Source organism: Streptacidiphilus sp. ASG 303 (genome assembly GCF_020991365.1).
In the GTDB taxonomy this organism is placed as follows: Bacteria; Actinomycetota; Actinomycetes; order Streptomycetales; family Streptomycetaceae; genus Peterkaempfera.
Genome location: NZ_JAJLRA010000003.1, coordinates 220,511 through 244,671, shown reverse-complemented (window position 1 = coordinate 244,671; position 24,161 = coordinate 220,511). Strand labels below are relative to the sequence as shown.

At 76.5% G+C, this 24,161-nt stretch carries 22 protein-coding genes; 19 read left to right on the top strand and 3 right to left on the bottom strand.

The features are described from left to right. Positions 1 to 29: 29 nt before the first annotated feature. Together rpsI and glmM are read left to right on the top strand one after the other, a co-directional pair. Positions 30 to 512, top strand: a complete 483-nt coding sequence (gene rpsI, locus LO771_RS05890; protein ID WP_230648732.1) for a 30S ribosomal protein S9 — start codon at positions 30 to 32, stop codon at positions 510 to 512. A 201-nt stretch (positions 513 to 713) separates the two neighbouring features. Next, positions 714 to 2,075, top strand: coding sequence for a phosphoglucosamine mutase (glmM, locus tag LO771_RS05885; protein ID WP_230648729.1), 1,362 nt, complete (start codon positions 714 to 716; stop codon positions 2,073 to 2,075). A gap of 95 nt (positions 2,076 to 2,170) precedes the next feature. Here the strand turns inward: glmM and coaA are convergent, their stop codons facing one another. Next, entirely contained in the window at positions 2,171 to 3,205 is a 1,035-nt protein-coding gene (gene coaA / locus LO771_RS05880; RefSeq protein ID WP_230648726.1) for a type I pantothenate kinase, read from the bottom strand. Between the two features lie 120 nt (positions 3,206 to 3,325). On the opposite strand from coaA, the gene glmS reads away from it, so the two are divergent. The 8 genes from glmS to LO771_RS05840 all read left to right on the top strand — a co-directional run bounded on the left by glmS (position 3,326) and on the right by LO771_RS05840 (position 12,220). After that, positions 3,326 to 5,173, top strand: coding sequence for a glutamine--fructose-6-phosphate transaminase (isomerizing) (gene glmS, locus LO771_RS05875; protein ID WP_230648723.1), 1,848 nt, complete (start codon positions 3,326 to 3,328; stop codon positions 5,171 to 5,173). A 126-nt stretch (positions 5,174 to 5,299) separates the two neighbouring features. Then, entirely contained in the window at positions 5,300 to 5,668 is a 369-nt protein-coding gene (locus LO771_RS05870) for a holo-ACP synthase (protein WP_230648720.1), read from the top strand. Between the two features lie 103 nt (positions 5,669 to 5,771). After that, positions 5,772 to 7,376 carry an NAD(P)H-hydrate epimerase gene (locus LO771_RS05865; RefSeq protein ID WP_230648716.1) on the top strand — a complete coding sequence of 535 codons (1,605 nt, stop codon included), beginning with the start codon at positions 5,772 to 5,774 and terminating at the stop codon, positions 7,374 to 7,376. 229 nt (positions 7,377 to 7,605) lie between these two features. Beyond that, on the top strand, positions 7,606 to 8,325 hold the full coding sequence (locus LO771_RS05860) for a L,D-transpeptidase (protein WP_230648714.1): 720 nt from the start codon (positions 7,606 to 7,608) through the stop codon (positions 8,323 to 8,325). Between the two features lie 164 nt (positions 8,326 to 8,489). Further along, positions 8,490 to 9,701: an alanine racemase gene (gene alr, locus LO771_RS05855; RefSeq protein WP_230648711.1), complete on the top strand. Its 1,212-nt coding sequence runs from the start codon at positions 8,490 to 8,492 to the stop codon at positions 9,699 to 9,701. 97 nt (positions 9,702 to 9,798) lie between these two features. Beyond that, the gene (locus LO771_RS05850; protein ID WP_230649073.1) at positions 9,799 to 11,163 is read left to right on the top strand and encodes an alpha/beta fold hydrolase; all 1,365 of its coding nucleotides are present in this window, start codon (positions 9,799 to 9,801) and stop codon (positions 11,161 to 11,163) included. 77 nt (positions 11,164 to 11,240) lie between these two features. After that, positions 11,241 to 11,789, top strand: a complete 549-nt coding sequence (gene tsaE, locus LO771_RS05845; protein WP_230648708.1) for a tRNA (adenosine(37)-N6)-threonylcarbamoyltransferase complex ATPase subunit type 1 TsaE — start codon at positions 11,241 to 11,243, stop codon at positions 11,787 to 11,789. A gap of 197 nt (positions 11,790 to 11,986) precedes the next feature. After that, positions 11,987 to 12,220: a hypothetical protein gene (locus LO771_RS05840; protein WP_230648706.1), complete on the top strand. Its 234-nt coding sequence runs from the start codon at positions 11,987 to 11,989 to the stop codon at positions 12,218 to 12,220. Between the two features lie 190 nt (positions 12,221 to 12,410). On the opposite strand, the gene LO771_RS05835 is transcribed toward LO771_RS05840, so the two are convergent. Next, positions 12,411 to 12,977, bottom strand: coding sequence for a hypothetical protein (locus LO771_RS05835; RefSeq protein WP_230648703.1), 567 nt, complete (start codon positions 12,975 to 12,977; stop codon positions 12,411 to 12,413). Between the two features lie 263 nt (positions 12,978 to 13,240). Here LO771_RS05835 and tsaB point away from each other — a divergent pair, with 263 nt between their 5' ends. The 6 genes from tsaB (at position 13,241) to LO771_RS30570 (ending at position 19,164) form a co-directional block, all read left to right on the top strand. Then, positions 13,241 to 13,903: a tRNA (adenosine(37)-N6)-threonylcarbamoyltransferase complex dimerization subunit type 1 TsaB gene (tsaB, locus tag LO771_RS05830; protein WP_230648700.1), complete on the top strand. Its 663-nt coding sequence runs from the start codon at positions 13,241 to 13,243 to the stop codon at positions 13,901 to 13,903. 29 nt (positions 13,904 to 13,932) lie between these two features. After that, positions 13,933 to 14,478 carry a ribosomal protein S18-alanine N-acetyltransferase gene (gene rimI, locus LO771_RS05825; RefSeq protein ID WP_230649072.1) on the top strand — a complete coding sequence of 182 codons (546 nt, stop codon included), beginning with the start codon at positions 13,933 to 13,935 and terminating at the stop codon, positions 14,476 to 14,478. Then, on the top strand, positions 14,471 to 15,565 hold the full coding sequence (tsaD, locus tag LO771_RS05820; RefSeq protein WP_230648697.1) for a tRNA (adenosine(37)-N6)-threonylcarbamoyltransferase complex transferase subunit TsaD: 1,095 nt from the start codon (positions 14,471 to 14,473) through the stop codon (positions 15,563 to 15,565). The genes rimI and tsaD overlap by 8 nt, the downstream gene beginning before the upstream one ends. Then, the gene (locus LO771_RS05815) at positions 15,562 to 15,861 is read left to right on the top strand and encodes a hypothetical protein (protein WP_230648695.1); all 300 of its coding nucleotides are present in this window, start codon (positions 15,562 to 15,564) and stop codon (positions 15,859 to 15,861) included. The genes tsaD and LO771_RS05815 overlap by 4 nt, the downstream gene beginning before the upstream one ends. 220 nt (positions 15,862 to 16,081) lie before the next feature. Then, positions 16,082 to 16,993, top strand: a complete 912-nt coding sequence (locus tag LO771_RS05810; RefSeq protein ID WP_230648692.1) for a polysaccharide deacetylase family protein — start codon at positions 16,082 to 16,084, stop codon at positions 16,991 to 16,993. A 128-nt stretch (positions 16,994 to 17,121) separates the two neighbouring features. After that, a complete protein-coding gene (locus tag LO771_RS30570; RefSeq protein WP_308188844.1) occupies positions 17,122 to 19,164 on the top strand; it encodes a cell wall-binding repeat-containing protein in 2,043 nt (680 codons plus the stop codon). A gap of 89 nt (positions 19,165 to 19,253) precedes the next feature. Here the strand turns inward: LO771_RS30570 and LO771_RS05800 are convergent, their stop codons facing one another. Then, a complete protein-coding gene (locus tag LO771_RS05800) occupies positions 19,254 to 20,411 on the bottom strand; it encodes a methyltransferase domain-containing protein (RefSeq protein WP_230648689.1) in 1,158 nt (385 codons plus the stop codon). Positions 20,412 to 20,867: 456 nt separating this feature from the next. Between LO771_RS05800 and groES the strand changes: the two genes are divergently transcribed. From groES to LO771_RS05785, 3 genes are all read left to right on the top strand, one after another. Further along, positions 20,868 to 21,176, top strand: a complete 309-nt coding sequence (groES, locus tag LO771_RS05795) for a co-chaperone GroES (protein WP_230648686.1) — start codon at positions 20,868 to 20,870, stop codon at positions 21,174 to 21,176. 96 nt (positions 21,177 to 21,272) lie between these two features. Next, the gene (gene groL, locus LO771_RS05790; protein WP_230648683.1) at positions 21,273 to 22,904 is read left to right on the top strand and encodes a chaperonin GroEL; all 1,632 of its coding nucleotides are present in this window, start codon (positions 21,273 to 21,275) and stop codon (positions 22,902 to 22,904) included. A gap of 101 nt (positions 22,905 to 23,005) precedes the next feature. Beyond that, complete coding sequence (locus LO771_RS05785) at positions 23,006 to 24,064, top strand: LysR family transcriptional regulator (protein ID WP_230648680.1); 1,059 nt, start codon at positions 23,006 to 23,008, stop codon at positions 24,062 to 24,064. The last annotated feature ends 97 nt before the right edge of the window (positions 24,065 to 24,161 follow it).

Sequence of the window (24,161 nt, the reverse complement as noted above, 5' to 3'; positions counted from 1 at the left end):
CAACTGAGTAGCAGGAGCTGAGGATCACCGTGGCCGAGACTGCCATCGAGACCCCCCTCGAGGTCGACGAGACCGTCGAGGAGAACTACACCACCGAGTCGCTGGCCTCCCGCTTCGGCGAGGCCATCCCGGGCGCCGGCCTCGGCCGCCGCAAGGAGGCGATCGCCCGCGTGCGCATCGTCCCCGGCACCGGTGTGTGGAAGATCAACGGCCGCACCCTGGAGGAGTACTTCCCCAACAAGGTGCACCAGCAGATCGTCAACGAGCCCTTCAAGGTGCTCGAGATCGACGGCCGCTACGACGTCATCGCCCGCATCAGCGGCGGCGGCGTCTCCGGCCAGGCCGGCGCCCTGCGCCTCGGCGTGGCCCGCGCCCTCAACGAGGCGGACGTGGACAACAACCGCGGCCCGCTCAAGAAGGCCGGGTTCCTGACCCGCGACGCCCGCGCCACCGAGCGCAAGAAGGCCGGTCTGAAGAAGGCCCGCAAGGCGCCGCAGTACAGCAAGCGCTAAGCACAGCCGTCGTACGACGCCCCGGGGGCTCCCGCCCCCGGGGCGTCGTGCATCCTGAGCAGCATCGCCGGGCGTGGCAGGTACGCCCGATGGAGTAGTCGTACGGAATGCGGAACCCGGGCGCGGGCAGGTGCACGAGCACTGTGCCGCCTGCCCCCGGAGGGCGCTCCCGCGCGGCGACGAGCCACGGAGGATGAACAAGTGGGACGACTCTTCGGCACGGACGGCGTTCGGGGCGTCGCCAACGCGGACCTGACCGCCGAGCTGGCGCTGGGGCTGTCGGTGGCCGCCGCGCACGTGCTCGGCGACGCCGGGGCCTTCGAGGGCCACCGGCCGGTCGCGGTGGTCGGCCGCGACCCGCGGGCCTCGGGCGAGTTCCTGGAGGCCGCCGTCATCGCCGGCCTCGCCAGCTCCGGCGTGGACGTGCTGCGGGTCGGCGTGCTGCCGACGCCCGCCGTCGCGTACCTCACCGGCGCGCTCGGCGCGGACCTCGGCGTGATGCTGTCCGCCAGCCACAACCCGATGCCCGACAACGGCATCAAGTTCCTCGCCCGCGGCGGCCACAAGCTCGCCGACGAGATCGAGGACGCCATCGAGGAGCAGTACCGGCAGCACGCCGCCGACGCGTCCTGGACCCGCCCCACCGGCGCGGCCGTCGGCCGGGTCCGCGACTACGACGAGGGCGTCGACCGCTACATCGCCCACCTGGTCGCCGTGCTGCCGAACCGCCTGGACGGGCTGAGGGTCGTCATCGACGGCGCCCACGGCGCCGCCGCCCGCATCTCGCCCGACGCCTTCGCACGCGCCGGCGCCGAGGTCGTCCACACCCTGGGCGCGGACCCCGACGGCCTCAACATCAACGACGGCGTCGGCTCCACCCACCTCGACCGGCTGCGCGCCGCCGTCGTCGAGCACCGCGCCGACCTGGGCCTCGCCCACGACGGCGACGCCGACCGCTGCCTGGCCGTGGACGCCGAGGGCAACGAGGTGGACGGCGACCAGATCCTCGCGATCCTGGCCGTCGGCATGCGCGAGGCCGGCACGCTGCGCAAGAACACCGTGGTCGCCACCGTCATGTCGAACCTCGGCTTCAAGCTGGCGATGGAGCGCGAGGGCATCGACCTGGTGCAGACGGCCGTCGGCGACCGCTACGTCCTGGAGGCGATGAAGGAGCACGGCTACTCGCTGGGCGGCGAGCAGTCCGGCCACGTCATCCTGCTGGACCACGCCACGACCGGCGACGGCACCCTCACCGGACTCATGCTGGCCGCCCGGGTCGCCGCCACCAAGCAGCCGCTCGCGGACCTCGCCGCCGTGATGACCCGCCTGCCGCAGGTCCTCGTCAACGTCAAGGGCGTCGACAAGGCGCGGGCGCACACCTCCGAGGGCCTGGCCGAGGCCGTCGCGGCCGCCGAGGCCGAACTGGGCTCCACCGGGCGGGTGCTGCTGCGCCCCTCGGGCACCGAGCCGCTGGTGCGCGTCATGGTGGAGGCCGCGGAGGCGGGGCAGGCGCGGGCCGTCGCCGAGCGGCTGGCCGAGGCCGTCCGCACCCACCTGGGCTGACCGCCGTACGGACGGTGCGGGGCGCCCCTCCCGGAGGGGCGCCCCGCACCGTTCCCGGCGTGCCCCGCCGGGCCGTCAGGACCCGCGCCGGGTCCTCAGAGCTTGCGCAGGCGCGCCCGCCGCACCTTGTGGTCGGACCCCTTCTGCAGCACGAGGGTGGCCCGGCCGCGGGTGGGCAGCACGTTCTCCACCAGGTTGGGCCGGTTGATGGTCCGCCAGACGGTGCGCCCGTACTCCAGGGCCTCCTCCTCCGGCACGTCGGTGAACCGGCGGAAGTACGACGACGGGTCCTGGAAGGCGGTCTGCCGCAGCTTGCGGAAGCGGGAGAGGTACCACTCCTCGATGTCGTCGGTGCGGGCGTCGACGTAGATGGAGAAGTCGAAGTAGTCGGAGACCGCGAGCCGGGTCCGGCCGTCCTTGCCCGGCAGCGCGGGCTGCAGCACGTTCAGCCCCTCGACGATGAGGATGTCGGGCCGGCGCACCGTCAGCCGCTCGCCCGGCACGATGTCGTAGACCAGGTGCGAGTAGACCGGCGCCGTCACCTCGTCGCGGCCCGCCTTGACGTCGGCCACGAAACGGGTGAGCGCCCGGCGGTCGTACGACTCGGGGAAGCCCTTGCGGGCCATCAGGCCGCGCCGCCGCAGCTCCGCGTTGGGCAGCAGGAAGCCGTCGGTGGTGACGAGCTCCACCCGGGGGTGCTCCGGCCAGCGGGCCAGCAGGGCGCGCAGCACGCGGGCGGTGGTGGACTTGCCGACCGCGACCGACCCGGCGACGCCGATGACGAACGGGGTGCGGGCGGCCTCCGCGCCGGGGCCGTCCACCAGGTGGGGGCGGTCGAGGAAGGTCCCGACCGCGCCGCGCAGCTCCCGGGTGGCGTGGACGTACAGGTTGAGCAGCCGGGAGAGCGGCAGGTAGACGTCGACGACCTCGTCGAGGTCCATGGCGTCGCCGAGGCCGCGCAGGCGCTCCACCTCGTCCGCGGTGAGCGGCAGCGGGGTGCGGTCGCGCAGGGCGCTCCAGCCGGCCCGGTCGAGGTCGACGTAGGGGGTCGGCGAGGGCGGCGCCGGGGTCTGCGCGGCCGGGGCGGGGGCGCCCTGGGGGAGGGCTTCGGTCGTCAGCACGTGCTCCATTGTCGTCCGTGCCCGGCGACCGGGACCGTGTGGGTTCCGTCACGGCGCGGGGCCCCCGCGGTCCCTCCTGCGGTGTGACGAGTCGTACCGGTGGGCCCGGGGCCGCTTATGCTGGCGGCCATGTGCGGAATCGTTGGTTACGTGGGCGGGCAGCCCGCGCTTGATGTAGTGATCGCCGGCCTGAAGAGACTGGAGTACCGCGGCTACGACTCGGCGGGTGTCGCCGTGCAGACCGAGAGCGACGGAACGCTGGCCGTCGACAAGCGGGCGGGCAAGCTCGCCAACCTGGAGAAGTCCCTCGCGGACACCCCGCTGCCCGGCGGCACCACCGGCATCGGCCACACCCGCTGGGCCACCCACGGCGGTCCCACGGACGCCAACGCCCACCCCCACCTGGACGACACCGCCAAGGTCGCCGTCGTCCACAACGGGATCATCGAGAACTTCGCCGCCCTGCGCGCCGAGATCGCCGAGCGCGGCCACCAGCTGCGCTCCGAGACCGACACCGAGGTCGTCGCCCACCTGCTGGGCGAGGAGTACGAGGGCGACCTCGCCGAGGCCATGCGGAAGGTCTGCCGCCGCCTGGACGGCGCGTTCACCCTGGTGGCCGTGCACGCGGACTCCCCCGGCGTGGTCGTCGGCGCCCGCCGCAACTCGCCGCTGGTCGTCGGCCGCGGCGAGGGCGAGAACTTCCTCGCCTCCGACGTCGCCGCCTTCATCGCCCACACCCGCGAGGCCGTCGAGCTCGGCCAGGACCAGGTCGTGGAGCTGCGGGCCGGCTCCGTCACGGTGACGGACTTCGACGGCGCCCCGGCCGAGGTGCGCGAGTACCACGTGGACTGGGACGCCTCCGCCGCCGAGAAGGGCGGCTACGACTACTTCATGCTCAAGGAGATCGCCGAGCAGCCCAAGGCGGTCGCCGACACCCTCCTCGGCCGCATCGGCACCGACGGCCGCCTCACCCTGGACGAGGTCCGGATCGAGGACCGGGTGCTGCGCGCGGTCGACAAGATCGTCATCGTGGCCTGCGGCACCGCCTTCCACGCGGGCATGATCGCCAAGTACGCGATCGAGCACTGGACCCGGGTGCCCTGCGAGGTCGAGCTCGCCAGCGAGTTCCGCTACCGCGACCCGATCCTGGACCAGCAGACCCTGGTCATCGCCATCTCCCAGTCCGGCGAGACCATGGACACCCTGATGGCGCTGCGGCACGCCCGCGAGCAGGGCGCCAAGGTGCTGGCCATCTGCAACACCAACGGCTCCACCATCCCGCGCGAGTCCGACGCGGTGCTGTACACCCACGCGGGCCCCGAGGTCGCGGTCGCCTCCACCAAGGCGTTCCTCACCCAGCTGGTCGCCTGCTACCTGGTCGCCCTCTACCTGGGCCAGGTGCGCGGCACCAAGTGGGGCGACGAGATCAACGAGGTCATCCGCCAGCTGGCCGACGCCCCCCGCCAGGTGGAGGAGGTGCTGGGCACCATGGAGCCGGTCCGCGAGCTGGCCCGCTCTCTCGCGGACGCCCCCGCCGTGCTCTTCCTCGGCCGCCACGTGGGCTACCCGGTGGCGCTGGAAGGCGCGCTCAAGCTCAAGGAGCTGGCGTACATGCACGCCGAGGGCTTCGCGGCCGGCGAGCTGAAGCACGGCCCGATCGCCCTCATCGAGCAGGACCTGCCGGTCGTCGTGGTGGTGCCCTCGCCGCGCGGCCGCTCGGTGCTGCACGACAAGATCGTCTCCAACATCCAGGAGATCCGCGCCCGCGGTGCCCGCACCATCGTGATCGCGGAGGAGGGCGACGAGGCGGTGGCCCCCTACGCCGACCACCTCATCCGCATCCCGGCGACGCCGACGCTGCTCCAGCCGCTGGTCTCCACGGTGCCGCTGCAGGTCTTCGCCTGCGAGCTGGCGACCGCCAAGGGCCACGAGGTGGACCAGCCGCGCAACCTCGCCAAGTCGGTGACGGTGGAGTAGCCGCCGCCCGCCGCACCGGGCCGGGCCGTCCCCTCGGGGGACGGCCCGGCCTGCCCTTTCCCCGCGGGTGCGGAATGCTGTTCGCAAGGCGGGCGCACGGCGCGCCGGTCCGGGAGGAGCAGGCGGATGATCATAGGCGTGGGCATCGACGTCGCGGCCATCGACCGGTTCGGGGAGTCGCTGGAGCGCACGCCCCGGATGGCCGAGCGGCTCTTCACCGAGGCCGAGCTGCACCTGCCGTCCGGCGAGCGGCGCGGCACCGCCTCCCTGGCCGCCCGGTTCGCCGCCAAGGAGGCCCTGGCCAAGGCGCTCGGTGCGCCCGCCGGGCTCAACTGGCTCGACGCCGAGGTGCACAGCGAGCCGTCCGGGCGGCCGGTGCTGAAGGTGGCGGGCACCGTCGCCGCCCGCGCCGCCGAGCTCGGCGTGACGGCCTGGCACGTGTCGCTCAGCCACGACGGGGGCGTGGCGTCGGCGGTGGTGGTCGCCGAGGGGTGAACCGGCCCGGGGCGGCCCGTCCGGGGGAACCCCGCCGGAGGGGGTACCCGTTCGAGGGGTCATCCGTCCGGCGCAGGGCGGACCATCGCTGAGGGAGGCTCGGATGCGGTACGCGCACACGGTGGAGCGGGTACGGGCGGCGGAGGCGGCGCTGATGGCGCGGCTGCCGGAGGGCACGCTGATGCAGCGCGCCGCCGCGGGGATCGCCGCCACCTGCGCGGCGGCCCTGTCGGACCGGCGCGGCGGCGTGTACGGCAGCCGCGTCGCCGTCCTGGCCGGCGGCGGGGACAACGGCGGCGACGCCCTGTACGCCGCCGCCCGCCTCGCCCGCCGCGGCGCGGGCGTCACCGCCGTGCTGCTGGCCCCGGGGAGGGCCCACCCCGGCGGCCTGGCGGCGCTGCGCGCGGCCGGCGGCACCGCCGTCGACCGCGGCGGCGAGGGCCTCGTCGAGGCCGCGGACCTGGTCCTCGACGGCATCACCGGCATCGGCGGCCGCGGCGGGCTCCGCCCGGAGGCGCTCCCGTACGCGGCGGCGGCGCAGCGGGCCCGCGAGCGCCGCGGCGCGCTGGTGGTCGCCGTCGACCTGCCCAGCGGCGTCGACGCGGACACCGGGGAGGTGCACGGCGCCGCCGTGCGGGCCGACGTCACCGTCTGCCTCGGCACCCACAAGCCGGGGCTGCTGGTCGACCCCGGCGCCGGGTACGCGGGCGTCGTGCGCCTCGTCGACATCGGGCTCGGCCCCGAACTGGGGGAGGGCCGCCCCGGCGGCCGCGCCGCCTGCGAGGCGCTCCAGCACGCCGACGCCGCCGCCCTGCTGCCCCGCCCCACCGGCGAGAGCGACAAGTACCGGCGCGGCGTGGTCGGCATCGCCGCCGGGTCCGCCCGCTACCCCGGCGCGGCCGTGCTCGCCACGGCGGGCGCGCTGCACGGCGGCGCGGGCGCCGTCCGGTACGCGGGCAGCGCCGCCGAGGAGGTCGTGCGGCGCTTCCCCGAGGCCCTGGTCTCCGCGGGCGGGCCCGCGGAGGCGGGCCGCGTCCAGGCGTGGGTGGTCGGCCCCGGGCTCGGCGACGGGCCCGAGGCGCACCGGGCGCTGGACGAGGCGCTGGCCTCGGACGTGCCGGTCCTCGTCGACGCCGACGGCCTCACCCTGCTGGCGCGGCGCGGCCCGGCCGCCCTGGAGGGCCGCCGCGCCCCGGTGCTGCTCACCCCGCACGCCGGGGAGGCGGTGCGGCTGCTCGCGGCCGCGCACCGGCCCGACCCGGCCGCCGAGGTCGCCGCGGCCCGGCTGCGGCACGCGGTGCGGATCGCGGAGGCGTACGGGGCGGCGGTGCTGCTCAAGGGCTCCACCACGGTCGTCGTGCCCGCCCCGGCGGAGTCGGCGCGGGTGCACTCCGCGGAGTACCGCGAGTGGCCGGTCTTCCCGGTCGCCGCCCGCACCCCGGTCCGGGTGAACCCGACCGGCACCCCCTGGCTGGCCACCGCGGGCAGCGGCGACGTGCTCTCCGGACTCGCCGGGTCGCTCCTCGCCTCCGGGCTGGACCCGGTGGACGCCGCCTCCTGCGCCGCCTACCTGCACGGCCTGGCCGCCCGCACCGCCGCCGCCGGGCACGCTCCCGGCGGCAGGGACGCCGCGGGCGCCCCGGTCTCGGCGCTGGACGTCGCCGCGGCGCTGCGCGCGGCCTGGCGGAGCGTGCGGTCCGCCCCCTGAGCCGGGCGGCCTCCGGCAACGGCCCGCCCGGCCCGCCCGGTTCGCCCGGCCCGTCCGGCCCGTCCGGCCCGCCCTCCGAACCGGACCGGTCACGGCTGCGTAACACCCGCGCACCCCTGCAACCACTGCTCCGTCCGGGTGGTCTTCAGAGGTGTGCGGGTGGGGAGCACGCCCTCGTCCGAGCGGCGGCCGCCCGCACGACCCTCAGGGGGAGAGGCGAGGCGAGAGCATGCAGAACGAGCAGAGGGCCGCGCGGCGGCCACGCGCGGCCGCCCTCGGCCGGCGGGCCGGCGCGGCACTGGCCGTCGCGGGCCTGGCGGCCCCGGTGACCCTCCTCGCCGGCGGCCAGGCGCAGGCGGCGACGTCCTGCACCACGCAGACCGGCCCGTACCAGCGGCAGGTGGAGTCCTACCTGAAGCTGAAGGTCGACGGGAGGCAGTCGCCCACCGACTGCCGCGCCATCCAGAGCTTCCAGGTCAGGTACGGCATCACCCCGCACATCGGCTACGCCGGCCCGATCACCTGGGGGAAGATGCAGGAGCTCCAGGCCCGCGCCAACCCCAACGCCTCCGGCGCCTGCCCGGTCAACAAGGGGCGCATCGCCTGCGTCGACCTCAAGCGGCAGCTCGTGTGGGTCCAGTACGGCAAGAAGGTGATCTTCAACCCGGTGAGGATCCGCTCCGGGCGCGACGGCTACGAGACCCGCACCGGCCTCAAGCGCGTCTACTGGCGGCACATCGACCACTACTCGACGCTCTACCACGTGGCCATGCCGTACAGCCAGTTCTTCGACGGCGGCCAGGCCTTCCACGGCGTCTCCATCCCGATCTCCCAGCCGCCCGGCTCGCACGGCTGCGTCAACATGACCAACGGCGACGCCAGGCGCCTGTGGGGCGTGCTCAAGCTCCACGACTACGTCTACGTCTGGGGCAAGCGCCCGGGCACCTGACCCGGCACGCCCCGCCGCGCGGCGCCCGCCCCGGGCCGGACCCGGGACGGGCGCCGCGCGTCTCCCGGCCGCGTGTCCCGGCTGCTTCGCCCGACCACGTGTCCCGACCACGTGTCCCCGATCACGTGTCCCGGGCCACCTCGCGCGGGAACCGGGGCGCCGGGATGGGAGACTGGCAGGCGATGAGAACAGCGATGCGAGCCGAAGCGACGGTGGACCTGGCGGCGCTGCGGTCCAACGTCGAGACCCTGCGGGCCCGCGCGTCCGGCGCCGCGCTGATGGCCGTGGTCAAGGCCGACGCCTACGGGCACGGCGCCCTGCCCTGCGCCCGCGAGGCCCTGCTGGCCGGTGCGACCTGGCTCGGCACCGCCACCCCCGAGGAGGCGCTCGCGCTGCGCGCCGCCGGCATCGGCCCGGATCAGGCCCGGGTGCTGTGCTGGCTGTGGACGCCCGGCGGCCCCTGGGCCGAGGCGCTGCGCGCCTCCGTCGACGTCTCCGTCAGCGCCCGCTGGGCCCTGGACGAGCTGCTCGCCGCCGTCGGGGAGACCGGCGTACCGGCCCGTGTCCACCTCAAGGCCGACACCGGCCTCGGGCGCAACGGCTGCCAGCCCCACGACTGGCCCGACCTGGTCGCCGCCGCCCGCCGCGCCGAGGCCGGCGGCCTGCTGCGCATCGCCGGCGTCTGGTCGCACCTCGCCGCCGCCGACGAGCCCGGCCACCCCTCGATCCGGGCCCAGCTCACCGCGTTCGACGAGGCCGTGGCCCACGCGGAGGCCCAGGGGGCCCGCCTGGAGGTCCGCCACCTCGCCAACTCGCCCGCCACCCTGCTGCTGCCCGAGACCCACCACGACCTCGTCCGCACCGGGCTCGCCCTGTACGGGCTCTCACCGGTGCCGGAGGTCGGCTCTCCGGCCGACTTCGGGCTGCGGCCGGTGATGACGCTGGAGGCCCGGCTGGCCTCGGTCAAGCGGGTTCCCGGCGGCCACGGCGTGAGCTACGGCCACCACTACACGACCCCGGGCGAGACCACGCTCGGCCTGGTGCCGGTCGGCTACGCCGACGGCATCCCCCGGCACGCCAGCGGCACCGGGCCCGTCCAGGTCGCCGGGAAGTGGCGCACGGCCGCCGGGCGGGTCGCCATGGACCAGTTCGTCGTCGACCTGGGCGGCGACAGCGCCGAGCCCGGCGACACGGCGGTGCTCTTCGGCCCCGGCGACCGGGGCGAGCCGACCGCCGAGGACTGGGCGCGGGCCTGCGGGACCATCGCCTACGAGATCGTGACCCGGATCGGGGTAAGAGTCCCGCGCAGGCATGTGAACGGGACGGCCGGCACCGGAGCCGGCGGGCAGGAGGGCATCACCCGACATGGGCAGTGACGCGGGCAGGGCGGTGGACGCGGCCTCCGGGGCCGCGGAGTCCGCGGTACGGGCGGTCCAGGCGGTCGGCGACGCCGCCGGGGCCGTGGCCGACGGGATGCTGGTCCGGGCAGGGCGCCGGGCGGGCCTGCTCGGCCTGTCCGTCGGCGTGGTCGCCGCCGGCGCCGCGGCCGGCGTGGCGCTGGAGCGCCTCACCGTCGGCCGCGCCATGCGCCTGCGGGCCCGCGCCGAACTGGACGCCGCCGCCCCCTTCGGCTCGCTGCGCGGCGTCTCCCGCCAGGTCACCGCCGACGACGGCACCCGCCTGTACGTGGAGCTCGACGGCACCGCCCGGCCCGCCCTCCCCGCCGGACAGGACACCGCCGCCGGCCCGGCCGGGGCCGCCGCCGGCCCCGGGGCCGTGCCGGACGCCGGGCCGCAGGCCGGTCCCGGGGAGGCCGCCGGCGCCGCGGTGCGCCGCGGCTGGTTCGGCCGCCGGCGCGTCCAGCGCACGCCGGTCCTCGCCACCGCCCCCGCCGGCCCCGACGCCGCGCCGCCCGGCCCCTCCGGCGCGCCGCCCCTGACCGTCGTCTTCTGCCACGGCTACTGCCTCAACCAGGACAGCTGGCACTTCCAGCGGGCGGCGCTGCGCGACGGCGTGCGGATGGTGTTCTGGGACCAGCGCAGCCACGGCCGCTCCGAGCGGGGCCGCTCCTACCAGGCGGGCGAGCCCGCCACCATCGACCAGCTCGGCGCCGACCTGCGGGCCGTGATCGACGCGGCCGCCCCCGAGGGCCCGCTCGTCCTGGTCGGCCACTCCATGGGCGGCATGACCGTCATGGCCCTCGCCGACCAGCACCCCGAGCTGTTCCGGGAGCGGGTCGCGGGCGTCGCCCTCATAGGCACCACCGCCGGCCGGTGGAACGAGGTCACCCTCGGCCTGCCCGCCTACGGCGCCCGGGTGCTGCACCGCGTCGCGCCGGGTGTGCTGCGGGCGCTCGGCCGCCAGGTGGAACTCGTCGAGGCCACCCGGCGGGCCGGCAGCGAGCTGACGGCGGTGCTGTACCGGAAGTTCTCCTTCGGCAGCGGCGGCGTGGACCCGGCGGTCGCCCGCTTCGCCGAGCAGATGCTGGAGGCCACGCCCATCGACGTGGTCGCCGAGTTCTACCCGGCCTTCGGCCTGCACGACAAGGCCGCCGCCCTGGCGGGCATGGACGGCATCCCCTCCCTCGTCCTGGGCGGCACCCGCGACCTGCTCACGCCGCCCGCGCACAGCGAGGCGATAGCCGACGCGCTGCCCGGCGCCGAGCTGGTGCTCGTCCCCGACGCGGGCCACCTGGTGATGCTGGAGCACCCCGAGGTGGTCAACGCCCACCTCGCCGCCCTGCTGGAGCGGGCCGCCCGCCGCAGCGGCGTCCCGCTCGGCGACCTGGGCGGACTCGACGGCGCGGGCGACCCGGACGGCTCCGGCGTGCGACCCTGAGACCCTGGAGGCCCCCGGACCCCGAACGCCCGGGGGCCGGACCCGGCACGCACCCCCGGAAGGACCGCGACACACCCATGGGCTCGTACGCCACCCTCACCGTGCCCACGCCCGACCGCATGCAGCGGCTCGGCCGCGAGCTGGCCGCGCTGCTGCGGCCCGGCGACCTGGTGCTGCTCTCCGGAGAGCTGGGCGCGGGCAAGACCACCCTCACCCGCGGCCTGGGGGAGGGCCTGGGCGTGCGCGGCGCCGTGACCTCCCCGACCTTCGTCATCGCCCGGGTGCACCCCCCGCTGGGCGGCGGCCCGGCCCTGGTGCACGTCGACGCGTACCGCCTCGGCGGCGGCCTGGAGGAGATGGAGGACCTCGACCTGGACGTCTCGCTGCCGGAGTCGGTGGTGGTCGTCGAGTGGGGCGAGGGCAGGGTCGAGGAGCTCTCCGAGGACCGGCTGGAGGTCCGCATCGAGCGGCAGCTCGGCGGCGACGGCCCGGAGGGGGACGCGGCGGACGGCGCGGCGGACGGGGACGACGACGGCGCCGGGGACGTGCGCCGGGTCGTGCTCTGCGGCGTGGGCCGCCGCTGGGATGGCGCCGACCTCTCCGCGCTCGCCGACCGCCTGCACTGACCGGGCCGGGCCGGGCCGGGCCGGGCCTGGCCGGGCCCTGCGGGGCCGGATCGGGCCCGGCGGCCCGTGCCCGGGGACACCCCCGTCGCGGGCCGGGGCGGCCGCGCCGACACGTCGTCCGCATGCTGTTGCGCCCTCCGGGGAAGGCATGGTCACATGGAGCAAGCGGTTAGGTGCACCTAACTCCGGGAGGCGCCATGTCGAGCAGCACCCCGCCGGACCGTGCGGACGAGCCCCGGCCCGCCCCGCCCGCGCGCGCCGCCGCCGGGACGCCCGAGGCGCCCGCCGTCTGCACGCGGGAGCTCCTGGCCTCCTGCGCCGCCGCGGCCGCCGTCTCCACGCCCCCCGCCGCCGCACCCGCCCCCGGCACCGACCCGGACCCGCTCGACCCCGGCCCGCTCGACCCGGACCCGGTCGGCAGCGCCGCCTGACGCGCCCGCGCACCGGCGGGACCGCCGGTCACCGCCGATCACCGCCGGTGACCGGCCGCCGCGCCGGTCCGCGCGCGCCGGTCCACCCTCGCGTCAGGACACCGTCGCGCCAGGGCGGCACCGCGCCAGGGCACCACCGCGTCAGGGCACCACCGCGTCAGGGCACCACCGCGTCAGGGCGGCATCGGCGTCAGGGCACCACCACGACCCGGCTCTGCAGCGGGGCGAACCGCCACAGCGCGGCGCCGTCCGCCCGTGTCTCCCGGATCCCGCCCGTGCGGCTCCCCGGGACGGGCGTCGGCAGACTGCCGTCCACCGCCGCGCTGAACCCCACCGGGACCCCGGACGACCGGGCGAACAGCAGCACGTGCTCGATCGGCCGCCCGTCCGAGCCGGTGACGGCCGGGCGGCGCGAGAAGACGCCGTAGGTGCCGGGCGCCGGGTCGACGGCGCTGGGCCGCACCCGGAAGCTCCGCACCACCTGCGGCGTGCGCGCCGGGTCCACCAGCCACACCCGGTCGGCGCCGAGGGAGTAGACCACCCGGCGGCCGGTGCCCGAGGCGGCGGGCAGCGCCGGGACGGGCGGGGCCTGCGCCGCCCCCGGGCGGGGGGACGCCGAGGCTCCGGAGGGCGGCGGGGGAGAGGCCGGGGCGGCCTTCCGCCCGGTCCCCTGCGCCTGCACCGCGAGGGCCGCGACCGCCGCCATCGCCCCCAGGGTGAGTCCGGTGACGACCGTCCCCGAACCGATCTTCGCCACGAGCGCTCCTCGTCCTCTGCCGCCTGTCGTGTCCCATCGTGCCAGCACCCTCCGGGCGCTCCGCCGCGACCCGGCGCCGCACGGCCGTACGAGTCGTCCCGGCGGGCCGCGCGGACGTGCCGCCGGACCTGCCGCGCGGACCGGCCGCGCGGACCTGCCGGGCGGACCGGCCGCCCGGCCGGAGCCGCGTCCGGGACGTCCGGGCCGCACGTCCGGACCGGACGCCCGGACAGGGTCCGCCCGGGACGCTCTAACCTGGATCCGTGCTCCTCCTCGCCTTCGACACCGCCACCCCCGCCGTCACCGCCGCCCTGCACGACGGGACGACCGTGGTCGCCGAGTCCACCCGGATCGACGCCCGGCGCCACGGCGAGCTGCTGCTGCCCGCGATCGACCGGGTGCTGCGCGACGCCGGCGCGGCCAAGGGGGACCTGACCGCCCTGGCGGTCGGCGTCGGCCCCGGCCCGTACACCGGGCTGCGGGTCGGCCTGGTCACCGCCGCCGCCCTCGGCCACGCCCTCGGCATCCCGGTCCACGGCGTCTGCACCCTCGACGGGCTGGCGCGCGCCGCCCGCGCGGAGGGCGTCACCGGCCCCTTCGCGGCCGTCACCGACGCCCGCCGCAAGGAGGTCTACTGGGCCGCCTACGACGAGCACGGCGCCCGGGTCTCCGGTCCCGACGTCGACCGGCCCGCCGACATCGCCGACCGGCTGGCCGGGGCGCCCGCCGTCGGCGCCGGGGCGCTGCTCCACGCCGGCGTCCTCACCGGCGCGCGCGGCCCCGAGCACGTCTCCGCCGGGCACCTCGCCGCCCACGCCGCCGAGCGCCTCGCCGCCGGCGGGGACCTGCTGCCGCCGGTCCCGCTCTACCTGCGCCGCCCGGACGCGCAGGTGCCCGCCGGGTACAAGGCGGTGCTGCCGGCGTGAGCGGTCCGGCCGGAGTGCTGCTGCGGCCCATGCGCTGGTGGGACATCGCGCCGGTGCTGGAGCTGGAGCGGGAGCTCTTCCCCGAGGACGCCTGGTCGGCGGGCATGTTCTGGTCCGAGCTCGCCGACACCCGCCACCCCGGTGCGACCCGCCACTACACGGTGGCCGAGGACACCGCCGGCCGCGTCGCCGGCTACGCCGGGCTGATGGCGGTCGGCGCGGAGGGCGACGTGCAGACCATCGCGGTGGCCCGCGGGCACTGGGGGAGCGGCCTCGGCTCGCTGCTGCTGGCCGACCTCGTCCGCGAGGCGGGACGGCGCGGCTGCGCCGACCTGCTGCTGGAGGTCCGCGTCGACAACCTGCGGGCCCAGCGCCTGTACGAGCGGTTCGGCTTCGAGCCGGTGGGCGTGCGCCGCAACTACTACCAGCCCGCGGGCGTGGACGCCCTGGTGATGCGCCTGGAGGACCCCGCGCACGCCCCGCTGCCCGACCCCGCACACCCCCGCCCCGCCGGACCCCCGGCAGCCGCCGGACCCGCCGAACCCGCCGACCGAGGAAGCACCACTCATGGCTGACGAGCCCCTTGTCCTGGGCATCGAGACCTCCTGCGACGAGACCGGCGTCGGCGTCGTCCGCGGCACCACCCTGCTCGCCGACGCGGTCGCCTCCAGCGTCGACGAGCACGCCCGCTTCGGCGGCGTCGTCCCCGAGGTGGCCAGCCGCGCCCACCTGGAGGCCATGGTCCCCACCGTGCAGCGCGCCCTGGACCAAGCCGGCGTCACCGCCGCCGACCTCGACGGCATCGCCGTCACCGCCGGTCCCGGACTGGCCGGCGCGCTCCTGGTCGGCGTCTCCGCGGCCAAGGCGTACGCGTACGCGCTCGGCAAGCCCCTGTACGGCGTCAACCACCTGGCCTCGCACATCTGCGTCTCCCAGCTGGAGCACGGCCGCCTGCCCGAGCCCACCATGGCGCTGCTGGTCTCCGGCGGCCACTCCTCGCTGCTGCTGACGGAGGACATCACCTCCGACGTGCGGCCGCTGGGCGCCACCATCGACGACGCGGCCGGCGAGGCCTTCGACAAGGTGGCGCGCGTGCTCGGCCTCGGCTTCCCCGGCGGCCCGGTGGTCGACCGGATGGCGCGGGAGGGCGACCCGGAGGCGATCCGCTTCCCCCGCGGCCTCACCGGCCCCCGCGACCCCGAGTACGACTTCTCCTTCTCGGGCCTGAAGACCGCCGTCGCCCGCTGGGTCGAGCAGAAGCGGCGGGCCGGCGAGGACGTGCCGGTCGCGGACGTCGCCGCCTCCTTCCAGGAGGCCGTCACCGACGTCCTCACCCGCAAGGCCGTGAAGGCGTGCCGCGCCAACGGCGTCGACCACCTGATGATCGGCGGCGGCGTGGCGGCCAACTCCCGGCTGCGGGCCATGGCCGAGGAGCGCTGCGAGCGGGCCGGCATCCGGCTGCGGGTGCCCCGGCCGGGCCTGTGCACCGACAACGGCGCCATGGTGGCCGCGCTCGGCGCCGAGATGGTGCGGCGCGGGCGCGACGCCTCCGCCCTGGACCTCTCCGCCGACTCGTCCCTCCCGGTCACCGAGGTCTCGGTGCCCGACCCGCACGGCGCCGTGCACGCGCACGCCCACCACTCCCTGGGAGGCGGGGCATGACCACCACCCTCATGTGGGAGGCGCGGGCGGCCGAGGGCCGCGGCGCCGTCCTGCTCGACTGGGTGCTCCAGCACGCCCTGCCCGACCTCACCGACTCCGTCGCCGGCCTGGAGCGGGCCGAGGTCTTCACGGCGGACGACGACCGGGTCCTGGTGGTCACCTGGTGGTCGGCCGCGCCGGGCGCCGCGCAGGAGCCGGAGCAGCGCGCCCTGCCGGAACTGCCGGACCCGCCCGCCGGGCTGCTGCGGCGGGAGCCGCACCGCTGGCGCTTCCGCCGGGTCGAGAGCTACCCCTGATCCCCGGCCCCCTGCTCCCGGCCCCGTGACCGCCGGCCGCCCGACCTCGGTCCCCCCGACGGCCGGCTCCCCGGGGGCCGCCGGCCCGTGTCCCGTGCCTCCGCCCTGCCCGGCCGCCGCCGCGGCCGGGCATCCGCACGCCCGGATCCCTCCGGTCGGACAACCGTTCGCCTCCCGCGGACGTCCCTCCAGGTACCGCCGACCACGAGGAGGAGCAGCCGTGCCCGGCACCGCCCGCAGGAGCACCCGCGCCGCCGCCGCGGCCGCCGCCGCAGCCCTGGCCGCCTCCCTGGCGGCGTGCGGCGGGGGAGCGGGCCGCAGCCCGGCCCCGTCCGCCCCCGTCCCGTCCGCCTCCGCACCCGCCACCACGGCCCGCGCCGGACTCCCGGCTCCCGCCGCCGAGGCCCGGCGCCGCGCCGCGCTCTGGCGCGCCTGGGGCCTGGCGCCGCTCCCCCCGGCGCCCCCGCCGCCCGCCGCGCCCGTGCCGCCGAGGCGCACCGGCGCCGGGCCGGTCCCGGTCGTCAGCCGCATCCCCACCCGCGACCGGGTCGTCTTCCTCACGATCGACGACGGCACGGAGAAGGACCCGGAGTTCGTCCGGATGCTCCGCGAGCTGCGGGTGCCGGTGACGATGTTCCTCACGGACGCGGCCATCCGCCCCGACTACGGCTACTTCCGCCGCATCCAGGCGCTCGGCGACACCGTCCAGAACCACACCCTCACCCACCCGTACCTGCCCGGCCTCGGCGCCGCCGCCCAGCGGGCCGAGATCTGCGGCCAGCAGCGCCGCCTCACCCGCGAGTACGGCGCCGCGCCCACGCTCTTCCGGCCCCCGTACGGCGCCTACGACGCGGCGACCCTGGAGGCGGTCCGGGCGTGCGGGCTGCGGGCCCTGGTGCTCTGGAGGGAGTCCATGCAGATCAGGGACATGCAGTACCAGGACCCCGGCCGCAGGCTGCACCCCGGCGACATCGTCCTCGTCCACTTCCGCGGCCCGGCCGAGCTCAAGCACCGCACCATGACGGAGATGTTCGCGGCCCTGCTGCGCCGGATCGGCGGCCAGGGCTTCGCCGTCGGCCGCCTCGACGACTACCTCCCCGCACCGGACGGGCACGCGGGCGCCACCGGCTGACCCCGGAAAACCCGAATACCTGTTCCCCGGAACAGGTCTGTACCACTAGGCTCCTGACGCCGCCGTCGCGGAGGACTCCCTCCGCGCGAGCCCGCGCGACGCGGGCGGTCCGGCGGCCCAGTGCCCGCGTGCCCCGCGCACGCACCATCCCCTGGGGGTCCTTTTTGAACCACCGCCTGCGCCGCGCGTCCGCGGCGCTCGCCTCCGTCCTGGCGGTCTCCGCCGGTGCGCTCACCCTGTCCGCCGCCCCCGCGGCGGCCGCCGGCTCGTGGCCGGCCTCCGACGGCCGCCTGCTCGGCTCGGACGGCTCCAACCTCTTCCGCACCTGGCCCGGCGGCTCCGGCTACGGCTACCTGCGCCCGGGCAGCGCCCCGGCCTGGTCGCCCGACGGCAGCCGGGCGGTCCTCGTCGACGCGTACCAGGACAACCGCCTGGTGACGATCCGCCAGGACGGCAAGTACGAGCAGTTCATCGCGCAGAAGGGCGGCGGCGGCCGGGTCGCCGACCCGACCTTCTGGTACAACGGCGACTCCGTCGTCTTCCAGACCGGCGGCCGCCTGTACGTCGGCGCGTCCGACGGCTCCACCTGGCCGCAGCCGCTCCTCGCCGCCGACAAGGACGGCTGCGACTCGCAGCCCAGCGGCTCCGGCCGCCTGCTCGCCTTCGTGCGCACCGGCCCGGACTGCTCCCACACCGGCGCGCCCGCGGTCTGGCTGTACGACGGCACCAGCCACGCCTTCCGCAAGCTGGCCTCCGACGCCTACCAGCCCTCGCTCTCCGCGGACGGCACCAAGGTCGCCTTCGTGCGCACCGTCGCCGGCGTCCGCCAGCTGTTCTCGGTCTCCGCCGACGGCACCGGGCTGAAGCAGCTCACCTCGGACGGCGTCCAGCACACGCACCCCGCCTGGTCGCCCAAGGGCGACCGGATCGCCTACGCGGGCGGTGCGGGCCTGGCCGTGCTCACCCCCGGCACCGGCGGCACCGCCGCCGTGCCGAACAGCGCCGGGCTCACCGACGTCGCCTGGCAGCCCCTGCGCTACAACTACGTCCAGCGCGTCTACGGCTCGGGCAGCACCACCACCAACGTCGCCGCCTCCCGCTGGACGTGGGACACCGCCGGCGGCATCCACGTGCCCGGCCTCCTGGCCGCGAAGAGCGCCGTCCTCGTCAACAGCGGCTCGGCCCCCTACGGACTGACCGCCCCCGCCCTGGCGGGGTACAAGCAGGGCCCGGTGCTCAGCACCGGCGGCGGCTCGCTCGCCGCCGGCGCCTCCGCCGAGCTGCGCCGCGTCCTCCCCAAGGGCGCGACGGTCTACCTGGTCGGCGGCACCCAGATCCTCGGCAGCAAGGTCGCGAGCCAGGTCCAGGCCCTCGGCTACCGGCCGGTCCGGCTGGCCGGCGCCGACCGCTGGTCCACCTCGGTGGCGGTCGCCAAGGCGTCCACCAGCGCGCCGACGTGGGTCTTCCTGGCCTCCGGCACCGACTACCACGAGGCGCTGGCGGCCGCCGCCGCGGCCGGCGCCTCCGCGGGCAACCGCGCCGTGGTGGTCCTCACCAACGGCCGCAGCCTCACCTCCTCGGTCGCCTCGTACCTCAACGGGCTCAACCCGGGCACCAGCCACATCACGCCGGTCGGCTACGACGCCAAGCAGGCCCTGTTCAGCGCCTACGACCGCAACATGATGCCGCGCTGGCCCGGCAGCCTGGACTACTGGTACATCGGCGGCACCACCCACGAGGCGATCGCCGCCAACCTGGCCTCCTTCTGGTGGTCCTGGTCCACCAACGTGGTCCTGGCCCCCAGCAACGACTGGCAGGCCGGGATGAGTGCCGGCGCCGCGATGAACCGCTTCGGCCCGCTCCTGTGGAGCGGCACCTCCGCGCTCCCCGGCCCGACGTGGAACTACCTGGTGAACCGCGCCGCGGGCATCAACCAGCCGGTGGTCATCAGCCCGTTCAACGAGGTGCCCTCCGGGGTGATCGCCTCGATCGGCACCGCGGTCAGCGCCGACGGCTCCTGGTACAAGTCCGCGTACTACCCGGCCGGCGCCGTCCCGATGAGCGCGGCCGTCAGCCGGTCCGCCGCCGTGGGGACCGCCCCGGCCGGCGCCGGGGACCGGGGCCTGACCGCCCCGGACCTCTCCGGCGCGCAGCGCCTGACCCGGCGCTGAGCCCCCGCGGCCCGGACCGGCGGACCCCGCCGGTCCGGGCCGCGGTGCGTCCGCGCCCGGCCCCCCGGCCCCCCGGCCCCGGCGGGGCCTCAGACCGGGTGCCCCAGCAGCATCGCCGGCGCCCCCGCCACCCGGGTGAGGAAGACCGTGCAGGACTCCGGCCCCTCGGGCCGCAGCCTGCGCCGCAGCTCCTCGGGCTCCACCGCCGACCCCCGCTTCTTGACCACGACCGTCCCGACCCGCCGCTCCCGCAGCAGCGCCCTCAGCCGCTTGAGGTTGAAGGGCAGCGCGTCGGTGACCTCGTAGGCGGTCGCGAAGGGGGTGCGGACCAGCGCGTCGGAGGTCAGGTAGGCGATCGCCGGGTCGACCAGGGCGCCCCCCACCTGCTCCGCGACCTCGGCCACCAGGTGCGCCCGGATCACCGCGCCGTCCGGCTCGTACAGGTACCGCCGCACCGGGCCCGCCGCCACGTCGGGCAGCCGGCCGCCGGTCAGCGTGGCGCCGCCGGGCAGCAGCGTGGCGCGGTGCGGCTGCGCCGCCCCCGTGCCGAACCAGAGCACCGCCTCCTTGACGTCCCCGCCGTCGGAGACCCACTCCGCCTCGGCGTCCTCCGGCACCGCCTCGTGCGGGATCCCGGGGGCGACCTTCAGCGCCGCGTACCGGGTGCGCCGGCCCGCGGCCACCGCCCAGGACAGCGGCGGCGAGTACGCCTCCGGGTCGAAGATCCGGCCCCGGGCCCCCCGGCGCGCCGGGTCGGTGAAGACCGCGTCGAAGCCCGCGAGGTCCACGTCGGCGACGTCCGCGCACCGCACCTCGACCAGATCGGCCAGTCCCAGCGCGCGGGCGTTGGCCTCCGCGGCGGCGCAGGCCTCCGGCGAGCGGTCCACGGCGAGGACGGAGATGCCGGCGCGGGCCAGCGCCACCGCGTCGCCCCCCACCCCGCAGCACAGGTCGGCCAGCCGCCGCACCCCCAGCTCCGCGAAGCGCCGGGCCCGCCACTCGGCGACGGAGGTGCGGGTGGCCTGCTCCACGCCGTCGGCGGTGAAGTACATCCGGTCCGCGTCCGTGCCGAACTTCGCCCGGGCCCGCTGCCGCAGCCGCGCCTGGCCGAGCGCGGCCGACACCAGCTCCGCGGGGTGCTCCCGGCGCAGCCGGGTCGCCAGGGCCAGCTCCTGCCCGGGGTCGTGGTCCCGCAGCAGTTCCAGCAGGTCCTGGCCCTCGTCGGTCAGCAGCGTCGCGATCTCCACCCGCCCATTCTCCCGCCCCGCCCGGCCCGCCCCGCACCGCCCGCCCGGCCGTGCGCCGCCCGGCCCGCCCCGGCTCCCGGGGACCCGGCCTCCCGCCCCCGGCATCCCGCTGTGCCCGGCCGGTCCCCTCCCGGACGACACGCCCGGCGGGAAAACCGCTTTCCCGGCCCCCGCACCGGACCGGAGGCCCCGCCGCGCGCCCCCAACTCCCCACCCGCAGAAGCGGGGGCAGCCCCCCGCCCGCCCCCGCCGCCCTCCCCGGCCACGCACCCGCAGCCGCCACTGGTTGGCACTCTGGTTGACTGAGTGCTAACCGCCCCCTATGGTCGTCCTTGGCACTCTCCCCAGGAGGGTGCTAACGCGACGAGGCAGGTCCGGCACCCGCGACGACGGACCGGCCAGGTCGCCACCTACCTATAGACAACCCCGTGAGATCTCCGAAGGGGGAGGTCGGACGTGACGACCGCCAGCACCAAGGTTGCCATCATGCCGCTCGAGGACCGCATCGTGGTCCAGCCGCTCGACGCCGAGACCACCACGGCCTCCGGCCTGGTCATCCCGGACACCGCCAAGGAGAAGCCCCAGGAGGGCGTCGTCCTGGCTGTGGGCCCGGGCCGCTTCGAGGACGGCCAGCGTCTCCCGCTGGACGTCGCCGTCGGCGATGTCGTGCTCTACAGCAAGTACGGCGGCACCGAGGTCAAGTACAACGGCGAGGAGTACCTCGTCCTCTCGGCTCGCGACGTCCTCGCGATCATCGAGAAGTAGTTCCGACGCTGACCGCAGAGTCGTGACCCGCCCCGGGATCCGTGTCCAAGAGACCCGGGGCCCGGGGCGCGGTTGTTGAGAGGGAAAGACGTACTGATGGCGAAGATCCTGCAGTTCAACGAGGATGCCCGCCGCTCGCTGGAGCGCGGCGTCAACAAGCTCGCGGACACCGTGAAGGTGACGATCGGCCCCAAGGGCCGCAACGTCGTCATCGACAAGAAGTTCGGTGCGCCCACCATCACCAACGACGGCGTGACCATCGCCCGCGAGGTGGAGCTGGACGACCCGTACGAGAACCTTGGCGCGCAGCTCGTCAAGGAGGTCGCCACCAAGACCAACGACGTCGCGGGCGACGGCACCACCACCGCCACCGTGCTCGCCCAGGCCCTGGTGAACGAGGGCCTGCGCAACGTCGCCGCGGGCGCGAGCCCCGCCGGCCTGAAGAAGGGCATCGACGCGGCCGTCGCCGCCGTCTCCGAGCACCTGCTCGGCGTCGCCCGCGAGATCGAGGGCAAGGACGACATCGCCGCCGTGGCCGCGCTGTCCGCCCAGGACCCGCAGGTCGGCGAGCTGATCGCCGAGGCGATGGACAAGGTCGGCAAGGACGGTGTCATCACCGTCGAGGAGTCGAACACCTTCGGCCTGGAGCTCGACTTCACCGAGGGCATGCAGTTCGACAAGGGCTACCTGTCGCCCTACATGGTGACCGACCAGGAGCGCATGGAGGCCGTCCTCGACGACCCCTACATCCTGATCCACCAGGGCAAGATCTCCTCGATCCAGGACCTGCTGCCGCTGCTGGAGAAGATCCTGCAGGGCGGCGCCGCCAAGCCGCTGCTGATCATCGCCGAGGACGTCGAGGGCGAGGCCCTGTCGACCCTGGTCGTCAACAAGATCCGCGGCACCTTCAACGCCGTCGCGGTGAAGGCCCCGGGCTTCGGCGACCGCCGCAAGGCGATGCTCGGCGACATCGCGACCCTGACCGGCGCCACCGTCATCGCGGAGGAGGTCGGCCTCAAGCTCGACCAGGCCGGCCTGGACGTGCTCGGCACCGCCCGCCGCGTCACCGTCACCAAGGACGACACCACGATCGTCGACGGCGCGGGCTCCTCGGAGGAGGTCGCCGGCCGGGTCGCCCAGATCAAGGCCGAGATCGAGACCACCGACTCCGACTGGGACCGCGAGAAGCTGCAGGAGCGCCTGGCCAAGCTGGCCGGCGGCGTCTGCGTCATCCGGGTCGGCGCCGCCACCGAGGTGGAGCTCAAGGAGAAGAAGCACCGCCTGGAGGACGCCATCTCGGCGACCCGTGCCGCGGTCGAGGAGGGCATCGTCGCCGGCGGCGGCGCCTCCCTGGTGCACTCCGCCAAGGTCCTGGCCGACGGCCTCGGCCTGTCCGGCGACGAGGCCACCGGTGTCGCGGTCGTCCGCCGCGCCCTGGTCGAGCCGCTGCGCTGGATCGCCCAGAACGCCGGCCTGGAGGGCTACGTCATCACCTCCAAGGTGTCCGAGCTGGACGCCGGGCAGGGCTACAACGCCGCCACCGGCGAGTACGGCGACCTGGTCAAGGCCGGCGTCATCGACCCGGTGAAGGTCACCCGCTCCGCCCTGGAGAACGCCGCCTCCATCGCCTCCCTGCTCCTCACCACCGAGACCCTCGTGGTGGAGAAGAAGGAGGAGGAGCCGGCCGCCGCGGGCCACTCGCACGGCGGCCACGGCCACTCCCACTGAGGCACGCCCCCCGGGGCACACCGTCGGGGCCCGGTCCCGCCGCTTCCAAGCGGCGCGGCCGGGCCCCGGTCCTTCCCCCAAGACCTGCTTATGCTGGGGGCGTGATCGAGGCACGCCATCTCAGGGTCCTGCGCGCCGTGTCCCGCACCGGCTCGTACTCCGCCGCAGCCCGCGAGCTCGGCTGCACGCAGCCCGCGGTGAGCCAGCAGATGAAGGCGCTGGAGAAGTCCGTCCGCACGCCGCTGGTCGTCCGCTCCGGCCGGGGGATGCAGCTCACCGAGGCCGGCGGGGCGCTGCTGCGGCACGCCAACGGCATCCTCGCCGGGCTCGCCGCCGCCGAGGAGGAGGTGGCCGCCATCGCCGGGCTGCACGCCGGCCGGGTCCGGCTGGTCTCCTTCCCCACCGCGAGCTCCACCCTGGTGCCGCGGGCGGTCGCCGAACTGCGCGCCGGGAACCCCGGGATCCGGGTCTCCCTCGTCGAGGCCGAGCCGCCGGAGTCGCTGGCGATGCTGCGCGGCGGGGAGTGCGAGGTCGCGCTCGCCTTCCGCTACCCGGACGCACCCGCCGCACCCCTTCCCCCCGCCGTGCCCGCCGCGTCCGCCGCACCCTCCGTGTCCGCGGTGTCCGCACCGTCCGCCGGCCACGGCTCCCGCGCCGCGCGGGCCGAGGCGGTGCTGGAGGCGGCCGCCTCGGCCGCCGCCACCGACTGGTCGGACCTGGTGGTGCGCCCGCTCCTGGACGACCCGATGACGGCCCTGGTCCCGGCCGGCCACCCGCTGGCCGCGCGCGGCGCGGACCGCCCGGCGGACCTGGCCGAGCTGGCGGGGGAGCAGTGGATCGCCGGCTGCCCGCAGTGCCGCGGGCACCTGGTGGAGCTGTGCGCCCGGTCCGGCTTCGAGCCGCGGATCGACTTCGCCACCGACGACTACCCGGCGGTGGTCGGCCTCGTCGCGGCCGGGCTCGGGGTGGCCGTGCTCCCCGGCCTGGCGCTGGAGTCGGTGCGGCACGCCGGGGTGGCGGCGGTGCCCCTGGACCCGCCCGCGGCCCGGCAGGTCGTGGCGCTCACCCTGCCCGACCTCGCGGCGGTGCCCGCGGTGGGGCTGATGCTGGACCGACTGGCCGACGCGGCCGCGGGGCGCGCCGGGCGGTCCGCCGGCTGACCGGCCCGCGCCCCCGTACCCGCCCCCCGCGGCCGCCTGCCCGTCTCCCGCGCCGCTGTCCGCCCCGTGCCCTGTGCCTCGTTGCCTGTGTGCCCCC

What these genes read in the sequence shown, in the direction of transcription:
- coaA (WP_230648726.1), bottom strand. Translation starts at nt 3,205, where the DNA reads ATGGAGCACGTGCTGACGACCGAAGCCCTCCCCCAGGGCGCCCCCGCC.
- glmS (WP_230648723.1), top strand. Translation starts at nt 3,326, where the DNA reads ATGTGCGGAATCGTTGGTTACGTGGGCGGGCAGCCCGCGCTTGATGTA.
- LO771_RS05870 (WP_230648720.1), top strand. Translation starts at nt 5,300, where the DNA reads ATGATCATAGGCGTGGGCATCGACGTCGCGGCCATCGACCGGTTCGGG.
- LO771_RS05865 (WP_230648716.1), top strand. Translation starts at nt 5,772, where the DNA reads ATGCGGTACGCGCACACGGTGGAGCGGGTACGGGCGGCGGAGGCGGCG.
- LO771_RS05860 (WP_230648714.1), top strand. Translation starts at nt 7,606, where the DNA reads ATGCAGAACGAGCAGAGGGCCGCGCGGCGGCCACGCGCGGCCGCCCTC.
- alr (WP_230648711.1), top strand. Translation starts at nt 8,490, where the DNA reads ATGGGAGACTGGCAGGCGATGAGAACAGCGATGCGAGCCGAAGCGACG.
- LO771_RS05850 (WP_230649073.1), top strand. Translation starts at nt 9,799, where the DNA reads ATGCTGGTCCGGGCAGGGCGCCGGGCGGGCCTGCTCGGCCTGTCCGTC.
- tsaE (WP_230648708.1), top strand. Translation starts at nt 11,241, where the DNA reads ATGGGCTCGTACGCCACCCTCACCGTGCCCACGCCCGACCGCATGCAG.
- LO771_RS05840 (WP_230648706.1), top strand. Translation starts at nt 11,987, where the DNA reads ATGTCGAGCAGCACCCCGCCGGACCGTGCGGACGAGCCCCGGCCCGCC.
- rimI (WP_230649072.1), top strand. Translation starts at nt 13,933, where the DNA reads ATGCGCTGGTGGGACATCGCGCCGGTGCTGGAGCTGGAGCGGGAGCTC.
- tsaD (WP_230648697.1), top strand. Translation starts at nt 14,471, where the DNA reads ATGGCTGACGAGCCCCTTGTCCTGGGCATCGAGACCTCCTGCGACGAG.
- LO771_RS05815 (WP_230648695.1), top strand. Translation starts at nt 15,562, where the DNA reads ATGACCACCACCCTCATGTGGGAGGCGCGGGCGGCCGAGGGCCGCGGC.
- groL (WP_230648683.1), top strand. Translation starts at nt 21,273, where the DNA reads ATGGCGAAGATCCTGCAGTTCAACGAGGATGCCCGCCGCTCGCTGGAG.